18 protein-coding genes are annotated in these 21115 nt (G+C 73.3%); 15 read left to right on the top strand and 3 right to left on the bottom strand.

Annotated features, from left to right (window positions below):
* Window positions 1–40: 40 nt before the first annotated feature.
* Both O7546_RS21025 and O7546_RS21020 read left to right on the top strand, forming a co-directional pair.
* Window positions 41–3361: a DEAD/DEAH box helicase gene (locus tag O7546_RS21025; RefSeq protein WP_194801074.1), complete on the top strand. Its 3321-nt coding sequence runs from the start codon at window positions 41–43 to the stop codon at window positions 3359–3361.
* Window positions 3358–4350, top strand: coding sequence for an SWIM zinc finger family protein (locus O7546_RS21020; RefSeq protein WP_194801075.1), 993 nt, complete (start codon window positions 3358–3360; stop codon window positions 4348–4350). The genes O7546_RS21025 and O7546_RS21020 overlap by 4 nt, the downstream gene beginning before the upstream one ends.
* A gap of 20 nt (window positions 4351–4370) precedes the next feature.
* On the opposite strand, the gene O7546_RS21015 is transcribed toward O7546_RS21020, so the two are convergent.
* A complete protein-coding gene (locus tag O7546_RS21015) occupies window positions 4371–4628 on the bottom strand; it encodes a DUF3040 domain-containing protein (protein WP_135241429.1) in 258 nt (85 codons plus the stop codon).
* A gap of 446 nt (window positions 4629–5074) precedes the next feature.
* Here O7546_RS21015 and O7546_RS21010 point away from each other — a divergent pair, with 446 nt between their 5' ends.
* Genes O7546_RS21010 through O7546_RS20990 form a run of 5 tightly spaced genes read left to right on the top strand, consistent with a single transcriptional unit; the run spans window position 5075 to window position 11306 of the window.
* On the top strand, window positions 5075–7123 hold the full coding sequence (locus O7546_RS21010) for a DUF1800 domain-containing protein (RefSeq protein WP_269697408.1): 2049 nt from the start codon (window positions 5075–5077) through the stop codon (window positions 7121–7123).
* Between the two features lie 8 nt (window positions 7124–7131).
* Window positions 7132–8511, top strand: coding sequence for a DUF1501 domain-containing protein (locus O7546_RS21005; RefSeq protein WP_194801077.1), 1380 nt, complete (start codon window positions 7132–7134; stop codon window positions 8509–8511).
* Complete coding sequence (locus tag O7546_RS21000; RefSeq protein ID WP_194801078.1) at window positions 8508–9923, top strand: ferredoxin reductase family protein; 1416 nt, start codon at window positions 8508–8510, stop codon at window positions 9921–9923. Before O7546_RS21005 ends, O7546_RS21000 begins: the two co-directional genes overlap by 4 nt.
* Before the next feature lie 13 nt (window positions 9924–9936).
* On the top strand, window positions 9937–10533 hold the full coding sequence (locus O7546_RS20995; RefSeq protein WP_194801079.1) for an FMN-binding protein: 597 nt from the start codon (window positions 9937–9939) through the stop codon (window positions 10531–10533).
* Window positions 10534–10583: 50 nt separating this feature from the next.
* The gene (locus O7546_RS20990; RefSeq protein ID WP_269698136.1) at window positions 10584–11306 is read left to right on the top strand and encodes an FAD:protein FMN transferase; all 723 of its coding nucleotides are present in this window, start codon (window positions 10584–10586) and stop codon (window positions 11304–11306) included.
* A 413-nt stretch (window positions 11307–11719) separates the two neighbouring features.
* On the opposite strand, the gene O7546_RS20985 is transcribed toward O7546_RS20990, so the two are convergent.
* Window positions 11720–12391, bottom strand: a complete 672-nt coding sequence (locus O7546_RS20985) for a bifunctional DNA primase/polymerase (protein WP_120568671.1) — start codon at window positions 12389–12391, stop codon at window positions 11720–11722.
* 250 nt (window positions 12392–12641) lie between these two features.
* Between O7546_RS20985 and O7546_RS20980 the strand changes: the two genes are divergently transcribed.
* The 7 genes from O7546_RS20980 to O7546_RS20950 all read left to right on the top strand — a co-directional run bounded on the left by O7546_RS20980 (window position 12642) and on the right by O7546_RS20950 (window position 19313).
* Window positions 12642–13871, top strand: a complete 1230-nt coding sequence (locus O7546_RS20980) for a helix-turn-helix domain-containing protein (protein WP_194801080.1) — start codon at window positions 12642–12644, stop codon at window positions 13869–13871.
* Complete coding sequence (locus O7546_RS20975; RefSeq protein ID WP_194801081.1) at window positions 13868–14449, top strand: flavoprotein; 582 nt, start codon at window positions 13868–13870, stop codon at window positions 14447–14449. The genes O7546_RS20980 and O7546_RS20975 overlap by 4 nt, the downstream gene beginning before the upstream one ends.
* Before the next feature lie 94 nt (window positions 14450–14543).
* Entirely contained in the window at window positions 14544–15401 is an 858-nt protein-coding gene (locus tag O7546_RS20970) for a Nif3-like dinuclear metal center hexameric protein (protein WP_194801082.1), read from the top strand.
* Window positions 15391–16128 (top strand): C4-type zinc ribbon domain-containing protein, encoded by a 738-nt coding sequence (locus O7546_RS20965; RefSeq protein WP_194801083.1) that lies wholly within the window; start codon window positions 15391–15393, stop codon window positions 16126–16128. The genes O7546_RS20970 and O7546_RS20965 overlap by 11 nt, the downstream gene beginning before the upstream one ends.
* A 5-nt stretch (window positions 16129–16133) precedes the next feature.
* Window positions 16134–17288, top strand: a complete 1155-nt coding sequence (locus O7546_RS20960; protein ID WP_194801084.1) for a bifunctional RNase H/acid phosphatase — start codon at window positions 16134–16136, stop codon at window positions 17286–17288.
* 127 nt (window positions 17289–17415) lie between these two features.
* Complete coding sequence (locus O7546_RS20955) at window positions 17416–17658, top strand: DUF3311 domain-containing protein (protein WP_013475661.1); 243 nt, start codon at window positions 17416–17418, stop codon at window positions 17656–17658.
* A complete protein-coding gene (locus O7546_RS20950) occupies window positions 17658–19313 on the top strand; it encodes a sodium:solute symporter (RefSeq protein ID WP_194801085.1) in 1656 nt (551 codons plus the stop codon). The genes O7546_RS20955 and O7546_RS20950 overlap by 1 nt, the downstream gene beginning before the upstream one ends.
* Before the next feature lie 44 nt (window positions 19314–19357).
* Here O7546_RS20950 and O7546_RS20945 read toward each other — a convergent pair whose 3' ends face one another.
* Window positions 19358–19825: a MarR family transcriptional regulator gene (locus O7546_RS20945; protein WP_281599969.1), complete on the bottom strand. Its 468-nt coding sequence runs from the start codon at window positions 19823–19825 to the stop codon at window positions 19358–19360.
* Between the two features lie 56 nt (window positions 19826–19881).
* Between O7546_RS20945 and O7546_RS20940 the strand changes: the two genes are divergently transcribed.
* Window positions 19882–21105 (top strand): MFS transporter, encoded by a 1224-nt coding sequence (locus O7546_RS20940; RefSeq protein ID WP_281599968.1) that lies wholly within the window; start codon window positions 19882–19884, stop codon window positions 21103–21105.
* Window positions 21106–21115 lie beyond the last annotated feature (10 nt).

Raw genomic sequence — 21115 nt, 5'->3', positions numbered from 1 at the left:
GGGCGTCGTCTCCGGGACCCGGCGCCGTCGAGGGGGAGCAGTGCTGGTCGTCCACGGGTTGTGGTTGCCCGGCGCCGGGCTCGCCCTGTGGGCCGAGGACAGCACGCTCCCGGCCCGCGCGCCCCGCCGTCCCGGCCGCGTCCCGCGCGAACGCCCGCACCCGTTCGCCGCCGACCACGCCGCGCTCGCCGCCGCGCTCGACGGCCCGCCCGGCGAGCCGATCTCCGTCCGGCTGGACCTGCCGACCCGGGCCGGCTCGCCGCTGGACTCGCCGGAACTGGTCCGGGCCACCGTCGGGGAACCGGTCCGCGGCCCGGTCACCCGCGCCGGATGGCGGGCTCCCGCCCTGGGGTACGCCCCGGACGACGCGTACGCGCTGCTGCGCACCCCGATGCCGGGCCCGGTCGGGGCGAGCCTGCGTCACCTGTGCGAGCTGGCCGACTTCGCCGCCGACCTGGTCGTACGCGGCCGGCTGCTGCCGGTCGTGCTCGAGGCGTACCCCGGTGGTGGCGCTGGCGGGTCGGCCGCGACCGGCGGGCGGACCTCGGCGCGACGCTCACCGGCGGCCTCGGGCGCGGTCGGCTCGGGTGCGGCGGGGTCCGGGCGGCCGTTGCGGGCCGTCGGGGCGGCCGACGTGGCGACGGCGTGGGCGCTCTGGCGGCCACTGCTCACCGGCACCGACGCGGCCTGGGCGCGCGACCTGGCGACGGCGTTGCCACCGGCGGCCTGCGCCGCTCGCGAGTGGCGACCCGAGGTCTCGGCCGCGCGGGCTGCCATCGGCGGCGCGGCGGTCGTCTCGGGGTCGGCTGATGTCCGGACGGGCGGCGGCGCCGGGCGCTCGCCGGAAGGAAGTGCCCCGCGAAGCGGGCCGAGCGGTCCGGCGGAGGACGTGTGGGCCGGGCGGGCCGACGACGTCGGGGCCGGTGAGCTGGTCGCGGAGGCGCTGGACGAGCTCGTCGACGCCGCCGCCCGGGTGGCGCTGACCGACGCCCGGCTGCACCGGGGGATGCGCCCGGTCGGCGCGGTGCCGCGCTGGCTGGCCGCGCTCACCGGCCCGGAACGCGCCTTCCCGGCCGAGCCGGACGCGCTGGCGACGCTGCGCGACGAACTGGACGCCTGGCAGCGCGACGCCGCGGGCGGCGCGGTACGGGCCACGTTCCGCCTCGTCGAGCCGGCCGTCGACCCGGTCGCCGAACTGGTCGAGGACGCCGTCTGGCGGGTCGAGTTCGGCCTGCACCCGGCCGACGAGCCGGGACTCGTGGTCGACGCCGCGCACATCTGGCAGCGGCCCGCACCGGCGCTCGCCGCCCGGGGCGTGGAGCCGCAGGAGACGCTTCTCGCCGAGCTGGGCCGGGCCAGCCGGCTGTGGCCCGAGGTGGACGCCGCGCTGCGTACCGCCGCGCCCGAGGGCATGGAACTGGACGCCGAGGGCGCACACCGGTTCCTGCGCGAGGGCGCGCCGGTGCTGCACGCGGCCGGGTTCGGGGTGCTGCTGCCGTCGTGGTGGCGGCGTTCCTCGTCGCGGCTGGGGGCGCGGCTGCGGGCGCGCAGCCGTACCGCGCCGGGTGCTGTCGCCACCAACACCGGGAAGCTGGGGCTGGACGCGCTCGTCGACTACCGCTGGGAGCTGGCACTCGGCGACGAGCCGCTGACCGCCGAGGAGCTGGCGTCGCTGGCCGACCTGAAGTCGCCGCTGGTCCGGCTGCGCGGCCGGTGGGTCGAGCTGGACCCGCAGCGGCTGGAGGCCGGGCTGAAGCTGTTGCGGTCCTCCGGCGAGCTGACGGTGGCCGACCTGCTCCGGATGGGACTGTCCGGTGACGACAGTGCCGGTGAGCTGCCGGTGCTGGACGTGGTCGCCGACGGCGCGCTCGGCGAACTGCTCGCCGGTGAGGCGGAACGGCGGCTCACCCCGGCCGACCCGCCGCCGGGGTTCACCGGGACGCTGCGGCCGTACCAGCGGCGCGGGCTCGCCTGGCTGGCGTTCCTCCAGTCGCTCGGGCTCGGCGGCATCCTCGCCGACGACATGGGCCTCGGCAAGACCGTGCAGCTGCTCGCCCTGCTCGCCGGGGACCCGCCGGACGCCGGGCCCACGCTGCTGGTCTGCCCGATGTCGCTCGTCGGCAACTGGCAGCGCGAGGCGGCGAAGTTCGCGCCCGGACTGCGCGTACACGTACATCACGGCGCCGAGCGCGCCCGGGGCGAGAGTTTCGCGACCGCAGTGGGCGAGGCGGACCTGGTGCTCACCACGTACTCGGTGGCCGCCCGGGACGCGTTCGAGCTGGCCGGCGTCGACTGGCACCGGGTGGTGGTGGACGAGGCGCAGGCGATCAAGAACGCCGCAACCCGCCAGGCCGAGGCGGTCCGGTCGCTGCCCGCGCGGCACCGGGTCGCGGTCACCGGTACGCCGGTGGAGAACCGGCTCGCCGACCTCTGGTCGATCATGCAGTTCGCGAATCCGGGGCTGCTCGGCCCGGCCGCGACGTTCCGCAAGCGCTTCGCCGAACCGATCGAGCGGCACGGCGACGCCGAGGTGGCCGAGCGGCTGCGCCGGATCACCGGCCCGTTCGTGCTGCGCCGCCTCAAGACCGACCCGACGATCATCACCGACCTGCCGGAGAAGCTGGAGATGGAGGTGGTCTGCAACCTCACCGCCGAGCAGGCCGCCCTCTACCGCGCCGTGGTCGACGACATGATGGCGAAGATCGAGTCCAGCGACGGGATCGAGCGGCGCGGACTGGTGCTGGCCACCATGACCCGGCTCAAGCAGGTCTGCAACCACCCCGCCCAGCTGCTGCACGACGGATCCGCGCTGGACGGCCGGTCCGGCAAGCTGGAACGCCTCGACGAGATCGTCGACGAGGTGCTCGCGGCGGAGGAGAAGGCGCTGCTGTTCACCCAGTACGCCGAGTTCGGCGGCATGCTGCGCGGGCACCTGTCGGCGCGTACCGGACGGGAGGTCCTGCTGTTGCACGGCGGCGTCGGCAAGGCCGAACGGGACGCGATGGTGACCCGGTTCCAGACGCCGCAGGGTCCGCCGCTGTTCGTCCTGTCACTGAAGGCCGGCGGCACCGGGCTCACCCTGACCGCCGCCAACCACGTGGTGCACGTGGACCGGTGGTGGAATCCGGCCGTCGAGGACCAGGCCACCGACCGGGCGTTCCGCATCGGACAGCGCCGCCGCGTGCAGGTACGCAAGTTCGTCTGCGCCGGCACCGTCGAGGAGAAGGTGGCCGCGATGATCGCCGACAAGCGCAGCCTGGCCCGGTCGGTGGTGGGCAGCGGCGAGCAGTGGGTCACCGAGCTGTCCACCGACACGCTGCGTGACCTGTTCCGGCTGGAGTCCGGGGCGGTGGTCGAGTGAGCCCGTTCAACCGGTTCGAGGACTACGGGCCGCCGGTACGCGTCGAGGGCGGCCTGCGGGCCCGCAGCACCAGGGGCGCGATCGGTCAGTCCTGGTGGTCCCGGCGCTTCGTGGAGGTGCTGGAGTCGTTCGCGCTCGGCTCCCGGCTCACCCGCGGACGGGCGTACGCGCGCCGGGGCCAGGTGCTGCGGCTGGACGTGTCGCCGGGCGAGGTCACCGCCGAGGTGCAGGGCTCCCGGCCACGGCCCTACCCGGTGCGGATCGGGCTGGCCGCGTACCCGGAGGAGACCTGGCGGCGGATCGAGGCCGAACTGGCCGGGCAGGCGTTCTTCAGCGCCCGGCTGCTCGCCGGTGACCTGCCGGCCGAACTGGAGGAGCTGTTCGCCGAGGCGGGCGCGCCGCTGTTCCCGGCCGAGATCGGCGAGCTGGACCAGCGCTGCGGCTGCCCGGATTTCGCGGTGCCGTGCAAACACCTGGCGGCCACGTTCTACCTGCTCGCCGAGGCGTTCGACGCGGACCCGTTCCACCTGCTGCACTGGCGCGGCCGATCCCGCACCGAGCTGCTGGACCGGCTGCGTACGCTGCGCGCCGCCGATACCGGCAGCTTGGGCGGAGCCGGCGGTCCTGGCGGAGCCGGCGGTGCTGGCGCAGTCGATGGCGCGGAGGCGGTGCCGGGTGCCGGGCCGGAGCCGGCCGGGACGACCGGTGTGCCGGTGGTCGGCGCGGCGCGAGCCCTGGCCGGGTTGCCGCCGGTCGAGGCGGACGCCGAACCGGCCCGGTTCTGGCTGTCGCCGGTGGCGCTGCCGGACCGTCCGCCCACGCTGGCCACCGGCCCGGAGTTGCTGCTGCGCCAGCTCGGTTCACCCGGTGCCGGGATCGGCGGGCCGGGCCTGGCCGAGCGGCTGCGCCGGGCGTACCGGGAGTTCAGCCGCGGCGAAGCCGCGTCCCCCAGGGAGTTCGGCCGCGGCGAACCCGCAGGCGAGCGTTGACAAGGGGCCCTTCCTCACGCCTAAAGGAGGCGGCGGCGGAAGCGCCACATCACTGCGGCGTTGGCGACGAGCACCACCGCGCAGATCGCCCCGGCGAGCCGTCCGACGAGCACTGTCATCGCCGGCAGCGACGCCCACAGCACGATCGTCAACAGCATCATGTACCGGCCCCGGCGGCCCTTGATCCGGCTGTCCAACCGGGCGAAGAAACGTGGATCACTCTCCCGCAGCTGGCGGGTGATTTGTTCGAACCTGCGCTGATCCTCTTGGCTGAGCATGGCGGTGCCTTCCCCTCACGGCTTCAGCGGTTCGGCGGCATACCCGGATCGGAGGCCGGTCACGCGCCGCCGCTGCTGCTGTTTCGCCGTACCGGACAGGGGGAACGAGCTTCTCAGCGCAGGCTTATCCGTACCTTAAGTTTCGGTGAGGCGCTGAACGCGTCCGGCGGCGGCGGCGGGGTGCGAAACCTCGCATCCGGGCGCTGTGCGCCCGGGTCGGCCCTGCTCCGGAGGCCGCCGCGCCCCGGCGGTCGGGACGCGCCCTCCCCGGCAGGTATGAGCACTGTCTTAAGTGCGCTCACGAGCGCGTCCGGCGCGCCTTGAGCGGCCGGGACGGCATGGCTACTTTCCCGTAGGCAACTTCTCCGGCAACCGTCGCCGCCCCTGCGCCACCCGACCCCCCGGGTGGCAGGCGTGCCGGCGCTCGAAGAAAACGGGATAGGTACATGGCCGACCTGAACGTGCCACCGCGTCGCCCCCGGGACGATCGCGGCTGGGACGGATACCAGCACCCCCATCCGGACGGGTACCGCGACCCGCACGCCGCGCCGCACGCCGGCGCTCACCCCGCCGCAGGCCCGCAGTGGGTCGGGCCGAACGGTTTCGCCCCCGCCGCGCCGGCCCCCGCCGGCTACCCCCAGTCCGGCGGCTACGCCCAGTCCGCCGGCGGGTACGGCCCGCCGCCCGGCGGTGGACTGCCCGACCTGGACGACGACGGCGACGAGGCCCCGAAGCGGGGCCGGCGCCGGGCGCTCGCCACCCTCGGCGGTGCCGTGGTGGTCGCCGGTGGCGCCGCCCTGGCCATGTCCCCGCAGGTGCGCGGCCTGTTCAGTGACGCGCCGGCCGGCGACGCCACCGGCACCGTGACCACCGACGGCAACGCCGCCCGGCCCAGCGGGCAGCAGCCCAGCACAGTACGGACCTACACCGAGCAGAACGAGAGCTACATGGGCTCCCGGGCCGGCGAGGCGCTCAAGCGCAACGCGCCGTCCGGCGGACGGCTCTACGGCAGCCCGGCCGAAGCCGCCGCGGCGACCAAGGTGACTGTGAAGACGGTGCTCGCCAAGGACCCGATCCGGCACCTGTTGAGCCGGACCACCTTCGGTCCGACGCAGAAGATGATGGCCGAGGTCAAGCGGGTCGGCATCGACGACTGGCTGCGTGGGCAGCTCCAGCCGGAGAAGCAGGCCCCGACGAAGGCCGAGCTGAAGCTGGCCGAGCTGCAGTCGCTCAAGCTGAGCCCGACGCAGCTGCGTGACCAGCGCGAGCAGCTCAACGAGAAGGGCGTCGACCCGGCCCGGGAGACGGTGGACGCCACCATCGCCCGGCAGATCTGGTCCGACCGCCAGCTGTTCGAGGTGATGGTCGACTTCTGGAACGACTTCCTGCACGTCGCCGCCGACTTCGACGGCGGGGAGAACTACCGCAACGCGTTCGACCGGGACGTCATCCGCAAGCACGCGCTGGGCAGCTACCCGGAGATGCTCGTCGCCGCGAACAAGCACCCGGCGCTGCTGCTCTACCTGAACCAGGTCGACTCGCGTAAGGACGCGGTCAACGAGAACCTGGCCCGGGAGAACCTGGAGCTGTACTCGGTCGGCGTCGACGGCGGCTACACCGAGAAGGACGTCCGCCAGGCCGCACTGCTCCAGACCGGACGCGGTGTCGCCGACGGCAAGTACAAGTTCTTCGCCGAGCGGCACTACCTCGGCAAGGTGAAGATCCTCGGGTTCAGCCACGCCAACAACTCCGACGACCCGGTGGCCGCCGACAAGGTCATCGACTCGTACATCCGCTACATCGCGATGCACCCGTCGACCGCGCGGTACGTGGCACAGAACCTCGCCACCCGCTTCGTCTCCGACACCCCGCCGAAGTCCGTGGTGGACCGGCTCGCGAAGGCGTACACCACGAACAAGGGGCAGATCCGGCCGGTGCTGGCGACGCTGTTCAGCTCCTCGGAGTTCTGGGCCGCGGTCGGGCAGAAGGTACGCCGCCCGATGGAGTACCTGGTCGCCACGTACCGGGCGCTCGGCGTCTCGCCGGACGCGGCCCCCGACTACTCCGGCGACAACCGGCGCACCCCGTTCGCGCAGGGCCTGCGGCAGATCCAGGACAAGATGCGCGAACTCGGCCAGTACCCGATGGGCAAGCCCACCCCGGACGGCTACGCCGACGTGTACCTGGCCTGGACCTCGGCCGGCACCATGATCGACGGCTGGAACGAGGCCGGTGACCTGATCGCCGGCTACCGCAAGCAGTTCACCTTCGTGAAGCCGGAGAAGCTGGTGGCGAAGCCGCCGGCCACCGCCGGGGCGTACGTGGACGCGCTGGCCCAGCGGCTGGTGCACCAGAAGCTGAGCGCCAAGGAGAGGAAGCTCGTGCTCGCCGTCGCCGGCGTGGCCGAGAGCGCCAAGGTCGACGCCACCTTCAACGGGGCCATCGCCGCTGTCGCGCGGACGATCCTCGCGTCCCCCCAGCACCACCTCCGGTGAGGCATTCGATGGAGATGACCGTGAACCCGTACCCCCTGCACCCCGAATGCCCCGACCTGCGGCGGCTGGCCGACAACCCGGCCGAGGCGCTGCTGCGCGCGGAGGCGGACATCGTCGCGGCCGAGAACGCGGCCGAGACCGACCGGTACCGCCGGCTGGAGGAGATCGAGGAGGCGCAGCAGGACGGCCGGGGCGTCACCCGGCGTACCTTCGTCGCCGGCGCCGCCGCGACCGCGACCGCGCTCGCGACCGCGCAGTTCGTCACCACGTCGGCGTCGTTCGCCGCGACCAAGACCGGCACGCTGATCCACGTCTTCCTCTACGGCGGGCTGGACGGGCTGAGCCTGGTCGCTCCCGCCGATGACCCGGTGCTCGCCAAGGCGCGCCCCGACCTGCTGCTCGGCAACGACTCGCTGGCGCTGGCCCGCGGCTTCAAGCTCACCAGCGCGTTCGCGCCGCTGGAGAAGTGGCTCAAGGCCGGGCAGCTCGGCTTCGTGCCGGCCGTGTCCGACCCGCGCCTGTCGCGCAGCCACTTCCAGGCCGCCGACGCGTGCAACCTGGGCGGCCTGCCCGGCGAGACCGGCGGCCGGGGCTGGCTGGACAGCCTCGTCGACTCGCTGGGCAAGGGCACCGCGTTCCGCAGCGTCGGCATCGGCAGCACGCTGCCCCGCTCGCTGGTCGGCGTGAACGGCGCGATCTCCCTCAACAGCGTCGGCGACCTGCGGCTCAACGGCGCCGACAAGTACCGCGCGGCCACCGAGAAGGCCATCCGTGGCCTGTTCACCGGCATCAACCACCCGGTCGAGGAGGCGGTGCAGGAGGGCATGGGCGCGCTCGCCACCGCGCAGAAGCTCGCCGCCAAGCCGTACGCCGCCGCCGAGGGCGTCCAGTACCAGGGCGTCGGGAACGCGTTCAAGCAGCTCGCCCAGCTCATCAAGGGCGGCGCGAACGTGCGGGTGGCCACGGTCGGCATGGGCGGCTACGACACCCACGAGAACCAGGGCACCCGCGAGGGTGGCCAGCTCTGGCGGCGACTCAACGAACTGGCGAACGCGATGGCCGCGTTCTTCACCGACCTGGGCGACCAGGCGGCGGACGTGACCATCATGGTGTCCAGCGAGTTCGGCCGCCGGGTCGGCTCCAACGGCGGCGGCACCGACCACGGGCACGGCGGCGTGGTCACCGTGCTGTCCGGCCGCAAGCTCGCGAACTCGCTGCTCGGCACCTGGAACGGGCTGGACAAGCTGGACAGCGGCGACGTGCCGGAATACAACAACATGTTCAACGTCTACGGATCGGTCGCGCAGGGCCGCTTCGGCCTGACCACCGCCCAGGTGGACAAGGTCTTCCCCCGGCAGAAGTTCACCCCGGTCAAGATCTACGCGTGACGTACCAGGACATCCGCGCCGCCGGCCGCCGTACCGGGCATCCCGCCCCGTACGGCGGCCGTCCGGCTGCCCCCGTACCCCCGGGTCGTCCGCGTCGCGGACCCGGCGGCCGGCGTGTGCTCGCCGCGTTCTTCTGGCTGGGCCTGGTCGCCGCGGTCGGACCGTGGTGGCTGGACACCCCGGCCGGATCGCTCGCCGACACCGCCGACCTGCTCACCGCGGGCGGCCGGATCACCGGCCTGATCGCCGGCTACCTGCTGCTGGTGCAGGTGCTGATGATGAGCCGGCTCGGCGTGCTGGAACGCGCGCTCGGCGGCGAGCGGATCTCCCGGGTGCACCGGGACCTCGGTGCGACGCTGCTGGTGGCGGTGCTCGCGCACATGTCGCTGCTGGTGGTCGGCTACGCCCGCCAGGAACGCAAGACGGTGCTCGGCGAGGTCGGCGCGCTGCTGACCGACTACGAGGACATGGTCACCGCGTTCCTCGCCGCCGGGATCCTGGTCACTGTCGCGTTCACCGCGGTACGCGCCGTGCGGCGCCGCCTGCCGTACGAGCTGTGGCACCTGCTGCACGCCGCCAGCTACCTCACGCTGCTGCTCGGCTACGCGCACCAGTTCAGCAACGGCGCACAGCTCTACGAACCAGGCCCGGTGCGTACCGGCTGGATCGCCGCGTACCTGCTGGTCGTGGCCGCGCTGGTGTGGGGCCGGATGCTCGCGCCGCTGATGTTCAACCTGCGGCACCGCCTGCGCGTCGCCGACGTCGTGGCGGAGAGCCCGGACACCGTCTCGGTCTACCTGACCGGGCAGCGGCTCAACCAGATCGACCTGCTCGGCGGGCAGTTCTTCCGCTGGCGCTTCCTGAACCCCGGCTGCTGGTGGCAGTCGCACCCGTTCTCCGTCTCCGCCGCCGCCAACGACCGCTGGCTGCGGATCACCGTCAAGGTCGTCGGCGGGTACACCGCCGAACTGCGCGACCTCACGCCCGGCACCCGGGTCTGGGCGCAGGGCCCCTCCGGCACGTTCACCGCCGCGCACCGCACCCGGGAACGGGCGCTGCTCATCGCCGGGGGCAGCGGCATCGCGCCGTTGCGGGCGATGCTGGAGGAACTGCCGCCCGGCGCGGCGCTGATCTACCGGGCGCGTACCCCGGCCGACGTGCTGCTGCACCAGGAGCTGGACTGGCTCGCGCAGGCCCGGCACACCTCCGTCTGGTACGTCGTCGGCCGCCGTGACGACCCCGGCCCCCGCCAGGTGATGAACCCCGAGGGCCTGCGCCGGCTCGTGCCCGACCTGACCCGCCGCGACGTCTACCTGTGCGGCCCCGGGGGCCTGGTCGACGAGGCGGTCGCCGCGCTGCGGGCGGCGGGCGTGCCCCGCCGCCAGATCCACCTGACCGCGTTCGAGCTGTAGAGAGGCACTACCCATGCGTCGCGCGCTGCTCGCGATCACCGGACTGGCCGCCGGCACCACCGCACTGGTGGTGCTCAAGGGCGCGCCGGGCGCCGGGCAGGCCGGAGCGGACGTACCGGCCGCGCTCGCCCCGGTCGCCCCCGGCGGCTCGGCCGCGCCCGAACCGCCGTCGCCCACCGGCTCCGCGCCCGCCGACGTCACCCCGTCGCCGCGCGCCTCGTCGAAGCCGACCCCGAAGCCGACCGCCGACCGCAGCGCGGCCAGCCGGGGCGGCACCCGTACCACCACCGCACCCGCCGCGCCACGGACCACCACCAGCGCGCCGAAGGTCACCACCCGCACGGTGACCGGGCCGTCGGTCACCTACGAGTACGGCTCGCTCCAGGTCCGGATCACGCTCAGCGGCAGCCGCATCGTCGACGCCACGGGGATCGGGCTGCCGCTGGGCGGGCAGTCCGGGCAGCGCAGCGACGACGTGCAGGCCCGCTACAGCGGCACCTCCGGCGAGGTGGTGGCCCGGCAGAGCGCCAACCTGAGCACCGTGTCCGGGGCCACCTACACCAGCACCGCGTACAAGCAGTCGTTGCAGGGCGCACTGGACAAGGCGTGACCGTCCCGGCCTCCGCCGTTCGTCCCGGCCTGCGCCGGGTGGAACACATCATGGGTACGGCGATCAGCCTCGACCTGGCCGACGACCTGCCCGCGTCCACCCTGCACGAGCTGGCCGGGGACACGTTCGGCTGGCTGCGCGAGGTGGACGCGCGGTTCAGCACGTACCGGGACGACAGCGAGTTGTGCCGGATCGACCGGGGCGAGCTGCGGGTCGCCGACGCCTCCGCCGACCTGCGGGCCGTGCTGGCCGCCTGCGCCGACCTGTGGACCGCCACCGACGGGTTCTTCGACGCGTACGCGACCGGGCGCCTCGACCCGTCCGGCTACGTGAAGGGCTGGGCGGCGCAGGTCGCCTCGGACCGGCTGGTCGCCGCGGGCGCGCCGAACCACTGCGTGAACGCGGGCGGCGACGTGCGCGTACGCGGCCGCGACGCGACACGGCAGCCGTGGCGGATCGGGGTGCGGCATCCCTGGGACGCGGCGGCGATCTGTCTGGCGCTGACCGGCACCGACCTGGCGGTCGCCACCTCGGGCGTGTACGAGCGCGGCCACCACGTCGTCGACCCGCGCCGGGGCATACCGGCGACGGGCTTGCGCTCGGTGACTGTGGTGGGCCCGGACCTGGGCGTGGCCGACGCGTACGCGACAGCCGCGGTGGCGATGGGCGAACCGGGCCTGGCCTGGCTGGACCGCCTACCGTCCCCCTGGCAGCACGCCGTGGTAACGGACGACGCTCACCAACACCACTCCCGCACCCTCCCGCTCTCCTGACCTACGTCCCCCTCCCCCTTGCCCCGTTGCTCATGAAGTTAGCGGCACCGCCGCCCGGCGTGTCGCACTGCCAACTTCATGATCAACGGGGCGTCGGGCGAGGCGCGGGCTGGGAGGGAGAGGAGAAGCGGGGTCAGCGGAGGGGGCGGTGGAGGATGGCGGGGCGGGAGCCCGTCGGGCGAGGGCGGCCGGGGCGGACGCCCAGCGGTCGGGTGAAGGCCCACGGGTGCAGGCGGCGGCGGGGCCGCGCCGGCTCGGTACCGCCGGTGTGGCGGGCAGCGTCGTCCCTGGACATGGTCAAACCCCCGCTCTGGCGCAGACGCGCCCTCGCCAGGTTCAACGAGTCCGGTGCCGGTGAGGTCGCTGTCGGCCACCCGTCCGGGGCGCCGGACCGACCATGACCAGGAGAAACGTCAGCGGCCCCGGCGGGGCAGCGGGAGATGGCCGGGGAACAGGTCCGCGCCGAGCGTCACCCCGGCCGCCCGTAACGCGGCGATCAGCGCGTTCTGCACCAGGTACGAGTCGGGTAGCTGCCAGCGGGCCTGCTCCGGGGCGACCGCCCAGCGCACCGTCCCCTCGGGCAGCCGGGTCGGCGGGGCCGGAATCCACGAGCCGGGTCCGTGGCGGACCACGTGGAAGCAGTGCTCCAGTTCGGGCCGCAGCGGGTCGCCGGGGCGTACCAGGAACATCCAGCGGCCGGTCGGGGTGACCAGCGCGGGCCCGCGTACGCCGAATCCGGCGGGATGGGTGGCGACCGCGTCCAGGACCTGCCGGCCCAGGTGGGCGGCGACCTCCAGGACGTCGAAGGCGCGGCCGGTGGGCAGCAGGATGCCGTGCGGGCGGCTGCGCCACCAGGTGGCCACCCGGGCCGGGTCGGCGCTGGCGGCGTGCTCCCAGTCCTCCAGGGCCGGGTGGCAGCCCACCGTGGGGCAGCCGGCCCGGCCGCAGACGAAGCGGCTGTTCGCCAGGCAGGCGCCGGGGGTGACCGGCCAGCCGTGCAGCGCGTACCGCACCGCGATCCGGCGCAGCCGGACCCGTTCCAGCGGCGAGAGGTGAGCGACGCGCGGTCGGACGTTCCTCCACATGTCTGCCGTCCCCTCTGGTCCCGCCGAACCGTCCACAAGCCCCGACCGCTCACAAGCCGAACCGTCCACAAGCCACACGTTGAAAGCCGTCACTGCCGTAACCCACGCTCGTTGAGGTGACTAACGGTCGGTGCAACTTGCACGAAAACTACGAGAACTGGCTGGACGGTGGACGCACAACCTGTGCGATCGGCGCGAGCCTGGGGGACGTGGGGGGACCGGCCGGCGCCGTGAGGGGGAGGGAGCGGGAATGGACGAACTGCCCATAGGCCGGCGGGTGGCGTACTGGCGGAGCCGCCGCAAGATGTCCCAGCAGGTCTTCGCCGACCGGCTCGGCAAGTCCAAGAGCTGGGTGGACAAGGTGGAGCGCGGCGTCCGCCGGCTGGACAAGTTCTCCGTGCTCTACGAGATCGCCGACATCCTCCAGATCGACGTGCAGTTGCTGCACGGCAAGGACCCGGAACGGCGTACCGACGCGCTCAACTGCATCGACCAGGTCGAGGTGGAGGAGATCCGCACCGCCCTGGAGCGGTACGACTCGATGAGCGCCTACTTCGACGCGGCGCCCTACCCCCCGCCGCTGGCCGACATGCGCAAGGCCGTGAACCACGCCTGGCTCACCTACCAGTACGGCCGCTACGGCATGCTCACCCGCGCGCTGCCGAAGCTGCTGCGCGACGCCCAGGCGGCGGACGCCGGCTACGCCGCCGGCGACCAGGTACGCGAGGCCGCCCACCTGCTCGGGCAGGTCTACCAGATCGCCTCGTCGGTGCTGCGCAAGCTCGGCGAGTGCGACCTCGCCTGGCTCGCCGCCGACCGGTCGATGGCGGTGGCCCAGCGCGCCGACGACCCGCTGCTGGCCGGCATCGCCACCACGCGCGTCTGCAACGCGCTCGTCGCGATGGGCCGCCCCCGCCCGGCGCTGGAGCTCAACGTCCGCATCGCGGGCCGGCTCGCGCCCGGCGGCGACAACGACGTCCGCCCGGAACGGCTCTCGGTGTACGGGATGCTGCTGCTCCAGGGCGCGATGGCGGCCGCCCGGATCGGCGACTCGGCGACTGTGGACGACCTGCTCGCCGGCGCCGACGAGGCGGCCAAGCTGCTCGGCGGCGACCACAACCACTACTGGACCTCCTTCGGCCCGACCAACCTGGAGCTGCACCGCGCGGCGGCGGCGGTCGAGCTGGGCGACGGTGGCCGGGCGGTGGAGACCCACATGCGGCTGGCCGAGCCCGCGTTCAACGCGCTGCTGCCGGAGCGGCGCGCGCACCACCTGCTCGACCTGGCCCGGGGCTACTCCCAGATCGGTGACGTGGCCAGCGCCGGGGACATGCTGCTGCGCGGTGACCGGCTCGCGCCGTCGGAGATCCGGTGCCGGCCGATAGCCCACGAATTGATGTCCGAGATTCTCCGTCGCACACGTGGTGCGCCGCCTCCGCCGATCGCGGAGTTGGCTGAGCACATGGGAGTCGGAGTATGAGCGGTCCGGAGACCGCGAACGGGCACCAGCGGGTGCTCTATGTCATCGCCTGCGGTTCGCCGCTGGCCCGTCACGTCGGCCGGCTGGTCGACCTCGCCCAGCGGGAGGACTGGACGGTCTGCGTGGTCACCACGCCGGACGGCGCGAAGTTCGTCGACCGGGCGGCCCTGGCCCGGCAGACCGGCCACCCGGTGCGTACGCACTACAAGAACCCGGGTGACCCGGACGTGCTGCCCCCGGCCGACGCCATGCTGGTGTGCCCGGCCACCGTCAACACGATCAACAAGTGGGCGGTCGGCATCACCGACACCCTGGCGCTGGGCCTGCTGGTCGAGGCGCAGGGGATGGGGGTGCCGATCGCTGCCGTGCCGTACACGAACGAGGCGATGGCCGGGCACCCGGCGTTCCGGGCCAGCCTCGACCGGCTCGGGCAGTGGGGCGTCCGGGTGGTGTTCGGCGACCACGTCGTACGCCTGCATCCGCCCGGCACGGGGGACCGGCGCGCGGACGCCTTCCCCTGGGACGCCGGTCTGTCCGCCCTGCGCGGCGCGGACCGGCCGGTCGCTCCGGTCGGCTGAGAGGCGCGATGGGCACGGCCCTCGGCGGACGCCGGGGGCCGCGCCCGGCGGCGGTCGGCGTGTACCGGCCCGGACGCCGGTAAGCTGGCCGCCCGTGAGTACTACCGTCGCCGACGTGGTGGCCGCCCTGGACCGCCGTTATCCGCCCGCCTGGGCCGAGGAGTGGGACCGGGTCGGCCTGGTGCTGGGCGAGCCCGACCACCCGGTACGCCGGGTCGCCTGTGTGGTGGACGTGGTCCCGGAGACCGTGGACGAGGCGCTCGACGTCGGCGCGGACATGATCGTCGCGCACCACCCGCTACTGCTGCGCGGCGTCTCCTCGGTGGCCGCCACCACGTACAAGGGCCGGATCGTGCACCGCCTGATCAAGGCGGACGTCGCCCTGCACGTGGCGCACACCAACGCCGACGTGGCCGACCCGGGCGTGTCCGACGCGCTCGCCGCCCGGTTCGGGCTGACCGGGCTGCGCCCGCTGCACCCGCCCCGCCCCGGCTCGCCCGCCGCCGGGCCCGGCCGGGGCATCGGCCGCATCGGCGAGCTGCCCACCCCGATGACGCTCGCCGAGCTGACCCGGCTGGCCGCCGCCGTGCTCCCGGTCACCGCCTGGGGAGTTCGCGCCGCCGGGGATCCCGGGCGTATGGTTCGTACCCTCGCCGTCAGCGGCGGCTCGGGGGACGGCTTCCTCGCCGAGGCGACCGCGGCCGGGGTGGACGCGTTCCTCACCGCGGACCTGCGCCACCACCCGGCCGGGGAACACCTCGCCGCCGGTGGCCCGGCGCTGCTGGACGCCGCCCACTGGGCGACGGAGCGACCCTGGCTGGACGACCTGGCCGCCTACCTGGCCGCCGAGCTGGACGTCGAGACCGTGGTGTCCGACCTGGACACCGACCCGTGGACCGTGCACGCCGCCGCGCCCCGGCCGGACGACAAGGAGCCCCGACGTGAAGGCTGACCCGAAGGTGCAGCGCCGCCTGCTCGACCTCCAGGCGATCGACACCGCGCTGGCCCAGCTTGCGCACCGCCGCCGCACCCTGCCGGAGCGTGCCGAGCTGGAGGCCCTGGCGCGTGAGCTGTCCGCGCTGGAGGACGAGCGGGTCCGCGCCCAGGTGGCAGTCGACGACCTGGACCGGGACATCGCCCGGATCGAGAAGGACGTCGACCAGGTGCGGGCGCGCAAGAGCAAGGACGAGGCCCGGCTGGCCTCGGGCAGCGGCCCGGCCCGCGAGCTGGAGGCGATCCAGCACGAGCTGGTCTCGCTGAACCGCCGCCAGAGCGACCTGGAGGACGCCGAGCTGGAGCTGATGGAGCAGCGGGAGACCGCGCAGGGCGTGCTCGACGGCATCGAGAGCCGGCTCGCCGAGGCCCGCGAGCGCCGCGCCGCGACCGAGCAGCGCCGCGACGACACCCTGGCGGAGATCGCCAAGGAGGAGGAGTTCAAGCGCACCTCCCGCCAGCCGCTCGCCGGTGACCTTCCGGCGGACCTGATCGGCCTGTACGACAGGATCCGCGAGGACACCGGCATGGGCGCGGCACTGCTCACCGGTGGCCGCTGCGGCGGTTGCCGGCTGGAGATGTCCGGCGCCGACCTGGCCCGCATCCGCAAGGCCGACCCGGACGACGTGGTCCGCTGCGAGGAGTGCCGGCGGATCATGGTCCGGACCAACGAGTCGGGCCTGTAGTCGTCGTGGCGGTGCGCGCGGTGGTGATCGAGGCCGACGGCGGCTCCCGGGGCAACCCCGGCCCGGCCGGTTACGGCGCTGTGGTCCGGGACCCGGAGACCGGCGAGGTACTGGCCGAGCGGTCCGAGTCGATCGGTACTGCTACGAACAACGTGGCCGAGTACCGGGGCCTGATCGCCGGGCTGGAGGCCGCCGCCGAGCTGGGCGCGGCCGAGGTCGAGGCGCGGATGGACTCCAAGCTGGTGGTCGAGCAGATGTGCGGCCGCTGGCAGATCAAGCACCCCGGGCTGCGTCCGCTCGCCGCCCAGGCGGCCGGGCTGGTCAGCCGCTTCGCCGCCGTACGGTTCACCTGGGTGCCGCGGGAGCGCAACCGCCACGCCGACGCCCTGGCCAACGCGGCGATGGACGCCGCCGCGTCCGGCGCCGCGCCGGCGGCCGCCCCCGTGAAGGCTGCGGCGCGGGAGGCGGCGGTCGTGCGGGCCACCGGCACCGACCCGGCCACCACGCCCGCCTCCTGGGAGCCGCGCCCGACCGAGGAGGCCACCCGGCTGATCCTGGTCCGGCACGGCGAGACCGAACGCACCGTGCAGAAGCGCTACTCCGGCCGGGGCGACGTGCCGCTCACCGAGCGCGGCCGGGCCCAGGCCCGGGCCACCGCCGAGCGGGTGGCCGCGCTGGCGCCGTCCGTCGCGGCAGTGGTCAGTTCCCCGCTGTCGAGGTGTACGGCCACCGCCGAGGCGGTCGCCGCGCAGGTCGGCAACCCGCCGGTACGCACCGACGACGACCTGATCGAGTGCGACTTCGGCGTCTGGGAGGGGCACACTTTCGCCGAGGTACGTGAGGGCTGGGCGGCCGAGCTGGACGCCTGGCTCGCCTCCACGAGGGTCGCGCCGCCGAAGGGCGAGTCGTTCGTGACAGTGGCCGAACGGACCGGGCGGGCGGTCGACCGGCTGCGGTCGGCGTACCCGGGGGAGACGGTCGTGGTGGTCTCCCACGTCTCGCCGATCAAGCTGGTGCTGCGCGACGCGCTCGCCGCCGGCGACGCGTTCCTGCACCGGCTCTACCTGGACACGGCGGGCATCTCGGTGCTGGACCTGTACCCGGACGGCGGCGTCGCGGTCCGCTCGGTCAACGACACCTCCCACCTCACGGACCTCTGACGGCCGTTCGGCGCATGCCGGCGGCCGTTCGGCGCATCGACATCACCCGATTGGACGTGACCCCCGTCACAGGGTCGTAGCCTCCGGCCGTCACATGGCCCGCTACGAATGCCCGGAGGGGTGTCACATGTCCGCACCGGAACCGGAGGCGCTCGACACGGCGCGATCCAGGGCGAAGGACAAGAGTCCCTGGAACTGGTTGCTCTTCATCCCAATCGTGGTGCCGCTGATCCCGGCACTGTTCAACGCCGACTCGCCCCGGCTGTTCGGCTTCCCGCGCTTCTACTGGCTGCAACTGGCCTGGATCCTGCTCGGCGTCGGCACCACCACGCTGGTCTACCAGATGACCAAGAAGCGGGGTGACCACTGATGTGGCGGGACCATCTCACCGAGATCATCGTCTTCACGCTGCTGTTCCTGCTGGTCAGCGGCATGGGTTTCGTGGCGGCCCGGTGGCGCAGACCGAGGGACATGGCCCACCTGGACGAGTGGGGACTGGGCGGGCGCAGCTTCGGCGGCTGGATCACCTGGTTCCTGGTCGGCGGTGACCTCTACACCGCGTACACGTTCGTGGCGGTCCCGGCGCTGATCTTCGGGGCCGGTGCGGCGGGCTTCTTCGCGGTGCCGTACACGATCGTCATCTACCCGCTGGTGTTCCTGGTGCTGTGCCGGCTCTGGTCGGTCTCGCACCGGCACGGCTTCGTCACTCCCGCCGACTTCGTCCGCAACCGGTTCGGCTCGCCGATCCTGGCGCTGCTGGTCGCGATCACCGGCATCGTCGCCACCATGCCGTACATCGCGCTGCAGCTGGTCGGCATCGAGGCGGTGCTCAAGACGATGGGCGTCACCGGGGACAGCGCGCTGGCCCGGCACCTGCCGATCATCATCGCGTTCGCGATCCTGGCCGCGTACACCTATCAGTCAGGGCTGCGCGCCCCGGCACTGATCGCGTTCGTCAAGGACTCGCTGATCTACATCGTGATCCTGGTCGCGGTGATCTGGCTGCCGTACAAGCTCGGCGGCTGGGGCGCCATCTTCGACGCGGCAGATGCGAAGTTCCAGGCGTCACCCGCGCCCGGCGACGGCATCCTGCTCAACCAGAACAACCAGATCCAGTACGTGACGCTGGCGTTCGGCTCGGCGCTGGCGCTGTTCCTCTACCCGCACAGCATCACCGGTGTGCTGGCCAGCCGGAACCGCGACGTGATCAAGCGGAACATGTCCGCGCTGCCCGCGTACAGCCTGCTGCTCGGGTTGATCGCGCTGCTCGGCTACATGGCCATCGCGGCGAACGTGAAGCCGCTACCAGGCGCGAAGGAGGGCACCACCGACGGCAACACAGTGGTGCCGCTGCTGTTCGACCAGCAGTTCCCGGACTGGTTCGCCGGGGTCGCCTACGCCGCCATCGGCATCGGCGCCCTGGTGCCCGCGGCGATCATGTCGATCGCGGCGGCGAACCTGTTCACCCGCAACATCTACAAGGAGTACCTGAAGCGGGACGCCACCCCCGCGCAGGAGGCGAACGTCTCGAAGATCACCTCGCTGGTGGTGAAGGTCGGCGCGGTGGCCTGCATCGTCTTCCTCGACCCGCAGTTCTCCATCGACCTCCAGCTCATCGGCGGCGTGATCATCCTGCAGACGCTGCCGGCGGTGGCGCTCGGCCTCTACACCCGCTGGTTCCACAGGGGCGCGCTGATCGCCGGCTGGGCGGCCGGCATGGGCCTGGGCATGTGGATGCTCTACCAGATCGGCAACCCGGCGACCGGCAAGAAGCACTTCGCCGGGTCGGCGTTCCCGCTGGAGAAGTTCGGCTTCGACACGCCGAAGACCATCTACGTGGGCATCGTGGCGGTGCTGGTGAACCTGGTGGTGGCGGCGCTGCTCACGCTGGTGCTGCGCGCCGCGAAGGTGGCCGACGGGCCGGACGGCACCACGCCGGACGACTACTTCGCCGACGAGGGCGACCCGCGCGTCACGCCCGGCGCCGACCGCGACGCGGACTCCGCGCGCGAGCCGGTGGCGTAGGGGAGGCGGGCCCCCGTCCGCCGGGCGGGGGCCCGCAACGCGCCTCAGCGGCGGCGGTTGCGCGCGTCGAGCGCCTCGTTGAGGCGGTGCAACATGTCCGCCAGCGTCTCCCGGTCCGCCTCGGGCCAGGCGGCGAGGATGTCGCCGTACAGCCGGGTGCGGGCCGCCCGGACGGCGGCCATCCGCTGGAGCCCGGCCGCCGTCGCGGAGATCACCGTGCCGCGCCCGTCGGCCGGGTCGGGGGTACGCGAGATCAGCCCGTCGCGCTGGAGCGCGGAGACCTGCCGGGTGACTGTGGAGCCGTCCAGGTTCAGCCGCGCGGCGAGCGCCGAGACGTTCTGCGGGCCGGCGGCGTCCAGGTGCCGCAGGATCACGTACGCGGCGCGGTCCAGCAGCCGGTGCTCCATCGTGCCGATGCCCCGGCGGGTGGCCTCGCCCAGGCGCATCAGCAGCGCGACCTCGGTTTCGATCCGGCCGAGGGTGACCTCGGCGGCGTGGACGTCCTCGCTCATAGCTGTATGATACAAGAAAAATGCCTGTACGATACAGCTATCTGGGAGGTTGCGGAGTGGATCGCCGATCCGAGCCCAACCGCAGTGCCATCTACGCCACCACGCTCGTGGCGTTCCTCGCCATCGCCGGCATCGCCGTCGTCGATCCGATCCTGCCCGTCATCGGCGAGGCGATCGGCGTCACCGCCTGGCAGGTCGAGCTGCTCTTCACCGCGTACATCGCGGTCATGGCCGTAGGCATGATCCCGGCGACGCTCGCCAGCGGACGGTTCGGTTTCAAGCCGGTGCTCGTCACCGGCGTCTCCGTCGTCGGCCTGGCCGCGATCGGAGCCTCGTTCAGCAACGACATCGTGCAGCTCTCCGTGCTGCGCGGCGTCTGGGGCCTCGGCAACGCGATGTTCTTCGCCACCGCCATGGTGGTCCTGGTCAACCTGGCGAACGACAGGGAATGGGTGGTCGGCCTCTTCGAGACCGCCCTCGGGCTCGGCTTCGCGGTCGGCCCGCTGATCGGTGGCCTGCTCGGCGAGGTGAGCTGGCGGCTGCCGTTCTTCGTCTGCGGCGTGTTCATGGTGCTGGCGCTCGGCGTCGCCGCCCGCAAGCTGCGCGAACCGGCGAACAAGCAACAGCCGGTACGCCTCGGCCAGATCTTCGCCACCTACCGCAAGCCCGCGTTCGTGACGCTGTGCGTGGTCACCGCCGCGTACAACTTCGTCTTCTTCGTCGTCCTCGGCTACACGCCGCTGTTCCTGCGCCTCGACGTCATCCCGCTGGGCCTGGCGTTCACCGGCTGGGGCCTCGGCCTGGCCGCCGGCATCCTGCTGCTCGGGCACCGGCTCGCCCACCGCATCGGCGCCGTGCAGACCGTCGGCGTCGCCCTGCTCGGCCTGCTGGTGTGCATGGTCCTGTTCGCCACCTCCACCGGCACCGCCATGTCGCTCGTCGTGCTGGTCGTGGCCGGCCTGTTCATGGGCCTCGCCAACGCCAACCTGACCGACCTGGCGCTCGGGCTCGGCTCCGCCGACCGACGCGTCGCCACCGGCGCGTTCAACCTGGTCCGCTGGGGCGCCGCCGCGCCCGCGCCGATCATCTCCGGCAAGCTCGCCGAGCACAGCCTGGCGCTGCCGTTCTGGGTCGGCTTCGGGGTGCTCGCCGCGGGCCTGCTCGCGTACCTCGCGTTCGGTCACCTGATGGCGGCCGGCTACGGCGAACGGGTCATCTGGAACCGGGCCGCCCGCCGCGCCGAGCACGCACCGGAGGAGCCGGTGGGGGAGGCCTACTGACCGCTCGTCG

Source organism: Micromonospora sp. WMMA1976 (genome assembly GCF_027497335.1).
Taxonomy (GTDB): domain Bacteria; phylum Actinomycetota; class Actinomycetes; order Mycobacteriales; family Micromonosporaceae; genus Micromonospora; species Micromonospora aurantiaca.
The sequence above is the reverse complement of the archived record's forward strand: the minus strand, read 5'-3'. Positions and strand labels throughout refer to the sequence as shown.